Source organism: Aquabacterium lacunae (assembly GCF_004310865.1).
GTDB classification, from domain to species: Bacteria; Pseudomonadota; Gammaproteobacteria; order Burkholderiales; family Burkholderiaceae_C; genus Aquabacterium; species Aquabacterium lacunae.
On the sequence record NZ_SIXI01000049.1, the window covers coordinates 1 to 462 of the forward strand.

Annotated in this window: 1 protein-coding gene; it reads right to left on the reverse strand. The window is 68.4% G+C overall.

The features are described 5' to 3' along the window. Positions 1 to 462, reverse strand: a 462-nt coding sequence (locus EYS42_RS16950; RefSeq protein WP_130969391.1) for a cadherin-like domain-containing protein, incomplete at both ends; no start/stop codon positions are given.

Genomic DNA, 462 nt, shown 5'->3' on the forward strand with positions numbered 1-462 from the left:
CATCGTCGAGCTTTTGCGCTTCGGCGTTCGGGGTGTAGGTGTACGAGCCGTCGGCCTTGAGCGTCAGCGTGCCGTACAGGCCCGCAATCGGCTGGCCCACCGTGCCCACCACCACCGAGCCGTCGGCCCGGGTGAAGCTGATGGCCGAGACGCTGAGCTGGTCGCCCGCGTCGGCGTCGCTGTCCTTGCCCGTGGCGGCATCACCGCTGCGGATCACGCCGTTGGCCGCCGTGATGTCCAGGCTGCCGTCTTCGCTCACGCTGCGCTCGTCAGGGGCAGCCACCGGGGCGTTGTTGACGTTCGAGACGTTCAGCGTGAAGGTGTTCGGGGCTGCATCAAAGGCGCCGCTGGTGTCCTGCACCGAGAACGTGAAGCTGCCGTACGGCGCGCCGTTCTCGTTGGCATCGGGCACATAGGCCAGCTTGCCTGCGGCCAGGTCGGCCGCGCTGATCACCTGGCCTG